Genomic DNA, 2,928 nt, shown 5'->3' with positions numbered 1-2,928 from the left:
GTTANGCTTCCGTCCCTCGGGACAACTTCGTTCCAGTCGCAACCTCGTCAAACACACCTTGTGGGCGGTACAGACACGAATCGGCTCAGATGGGTAGCTTAGAGCGACGATCCGAAGGCCCTTGCCAGGGCCCCTGATTAGCGGGAGCGAGGTCATCATGCCCATGCTTTTTTGGATCGTCAAACGTTTTGTAGTGCTTTTTTTNAGGCACTACATCTTTGGTCTAATAAGACTAATCAGTCAGTTTTCGGTGGTTTAGTCCAAAGTATCGACTTTCACCCGCAACGTCATGTCATCCCGGCCCTGAGTCGAGTAGCTGCGGGTCAGGCCCTGTTTATCGGCCTGAGTCTGGCGGTTTACACCGGCCAGGGTGATCCACTCGCCCAGACGTCCTGTGACAGTTGTGTCGGTACTTTGCACATTCACTACATCGGGACGTTCCTGGCTCATGCGGTCACGGTTGGTACTGATCGAGAGGTGAACGATGTCGCCGGTGACGCTGGCGGTGACGTAGAAGCCCTGGGTGACGTTGCGGTACTCGGTCTGGCTGCGCAGGTCGCCGTAGGAATCGGTCTGAGAGCTGGTGAGCGGTACGCTTTGGCCGACCTGAATCAGCGCCGGTGCACCTTCACTGGCCTGAATCTGCTGGATGCCGCCATCGCGGCTGTCGGTGCTGCGATTGATGATGCGTGTCTGGCTCGGCTTGGCGCCGTTGATCGAGTAACCCTGGTCGCCCTGGAAGTTGTTTTCGTTGGTGTCGACGGTGATCAGCAGGCGCTTGGCGGCAACGTCGAGTTGTGCAACAAGGGCCTTAAGTTCGTCGATCTTGCGTTGATCGGCATTGACGATCAGCTGGTTGCCGTAGGCGCTGACCTGACCGTCCTTGCCAATGAAATCCTGCGCCATGGGGAGCATATCGGCACTGGTGCGGTAGTTCAGGGGCACGATCTCGGTGGCTGCCATGACTGAAAAACTGCACGTCAGCAGCAGCGTGGTGAGTAGGGTGCGTAGGGACATATCCGTTATCTCCGACATCTTGAAGTGTTGATATTGCCAGTTTGTCGGCCCGGCGTGGGGCAAGTTGAATCGTAGACAGCAAAACGCCCCGGCATCCGGGGATGGCGGGGCGTTTTGTGTGTTCTTTAGGCCGCCTTCGCGGGCAGGCCTCGCACCTAAGGTTCAGCATAAATCCTGTAGGAGCGAGGCTTGCCNTTCAGCATAAATCCTGTAGGAGCGAGGCTTGCCCGCGAAGGGTGCGACTCGGTGTCAGACCGAGTGCCGCACCATGTCCACATGCGGAATCCCGGCTTCCAGGAACTCCTCACTGACCAGGCTGAAGCCCAGGCGCTGATAGAACGCCGTGGCCTGGACCTGTGCGCTCAGCATTTGCTGCTTCAGATCGCGCTTCTCGGCTTCACCGATCACCGCTTGCATCAGCGCATCGCCGACTTTCAAACCGCGCCAGTCTTTGAGCACTGATACCCGGCCGATGTGCCCATCGGGCAGCAGGCGGGCGGTGCCAATTGGAAAGTCGCCTTCGAAGGCCAGAAAATGCACCGCCGTTGCGTCATCGGCATCCCATTCCAGCTCTGGCGGAACGGATTGCTCGGCAATGAACACCGTCTCACGAATGCGCCGGATCTCGGCGTTGTCCTTTTGCCAGTCTGCGACACGAACGTGAATTTTACTCATCGGCAAATCCCAGGCTTCCTTGCTTGANCAGTTCACACAGCAGGCCGCGGCCGTCTTCGTCGCTCAGCCACTCGCCCAGATTGTCGGTGTGCAGGGAGTCGGCAGCGCAGATCAGTTTCAACAGCTCGCGCAGTTTGCCGGGCAGGTAACGGCTCTGGCCGCTGGCGAACAGCAACACGTCGTCNTCGACTTCGGACCAGGCCAGGCGTGCGCTTGGGTTGCGGATCAGTATCGCGCCTTGCTCCAGGCTGGCGAGCAGGTCGTCTTCTTCGATCTCTTCCGGGCCCACCACCAGCTCCGGGTAGCGCGGCTCNGTCATGAACTGGCCGAACCAGGTCAGCAGCATGCGCTCGTCACTCATGTGCTCGGCCAGCAGGCCTTTNAGGCGATCAAGGGCGTCATGCTGGATTTGGTGCGGATCAACCGCAGGCAGCGCGTCGGCGTCGGTGTAGCGTTCTTCGTCCGACAGGAACTGGCTGAGGAAGTCGGTGAAGTGGGTCAATACTTCAGCGGCGCTCGGTGCGCGGAAGCCGACCGAGTAGGTCATGCAGTCATCTTCAGCGATGCCGAAGTGCGCGAGGCGCGGCGGCAGGTAGAGCATGTCGCCGGGTTCCAGCACCCATTCTTCACTTTGCTCGAATTCGGCGAGGATGCGCAGGTCGGCGTGCTGCAGCAACGGGCTCTCGGAGTTGCACATCTGGCCGATTTTCCAGTTGCGCTTGCCTTGGGCCTGCAACAGGAACACGTCGTAGTTATCGAAGTGCGGGCCGACGCTGCCGCCAGGTGCGGCAAAGCTGATCATCACGTCGTCGATGCGCCAGCTTGGCAGGAAGCGGAAGTGCTCCAGCAGCTCGGCCACTTCCGGCACGAACTGGTCAACGGCCTGAACCAGCAGGGTCCAGTCGCGCTCAGGCAGGGTGCTGAANNCGTCTTCGGCGAACGGGCCGCGACGCANTTCCCATGGGCGCTCGCCGTGCTCGATCACCAGGCGCGATTCGACTTCTTCTTCCAGGGCCAAGCCGGCCAGTTCGTCGGCATCGATCGGGCTTTCGAAATCAGGGATGGCCTGACGAATCAGCAACGGTTTTTTCTGCCAGTAGTCGCGCAGGAATTCGCGTGCCGTGATGCCGCCCAGAAGTTGAAGAGGAATATCAGGATTCATGTGTAACCTATTGAAAAAAAGCACTTTTAAGACAGGAATAAAAACGCCCGGCGCGGCCGGGCGTCTCAAANGGG

3 protein-coding genes are annotated in these 2,928 nt (G+C 59.3%); all 3 read right to left on the bottom strand.

Going from position 1 to position 2,928, the window contains the following annotated elements; all coding sequences use genetic code 11:
• Positions 1-255: 255 nt before the first annotated feature.
• Positions 256-1,017 carry a secretin N-terminal domain-containing protein gene (locus tag B7L09_RS05565; RefSeq protein WP_094468052.1) on the bottom strand — a complete coding sequence of 254 codons (762 nt, stop codon included), beginning with the start codon at positions 1,015-1,017 and terminating at the stop codon, positions 256-258.
• A gap of 249 nt (positions 1,018-1,266) precedes the next feature.
• The gene (locus tag B7L09_RS05560) at positions 1,267-1,692 is read right to left on the bottom strand and encodes a GNAT family N-acetyltransferase (RefSeq protein WP_094468051.1); all 426 of its coding nucleotides are present in this window, start codon (positions 1,690-1,692) and stop codon (positions 1,267-1,269) included.
• Positions 1,685-2,854, bottom strand: a complete 1,170-nt coding sequence (locus B7L09_RS05555) for a ribosomal protein uL16 3-hydroxylase (RefSeq protein ID WP_094468050.1) — start codon at positions 2,852-2,854, stop codon at positions 1,685-1,687. The genes B7L09_RS05560 and B7L09_RS05555 overlap by 8 nt, the downstream gene beginning before the upstream one ends.
• Positions 2,855-2,928 lie beyond the last annotated feature (74 nt).

Source organism: Pseudomonas mandelii (assembly GCF_002251635.1).
In the GTDB taxonomy this organism is placed as follows: domain Bacteria; phylum Pseudomonadota; class Gammaproteobacteria; order Pseudomonadales; family Pseudomonadaceae; genus Aquipseudomonas; species Aquipseudomonas mandelii_B.
Note: the sequence above shows the minus strand (reverse complement) of the source record. Positions and strands in the feature narration are given on the sequence as shown.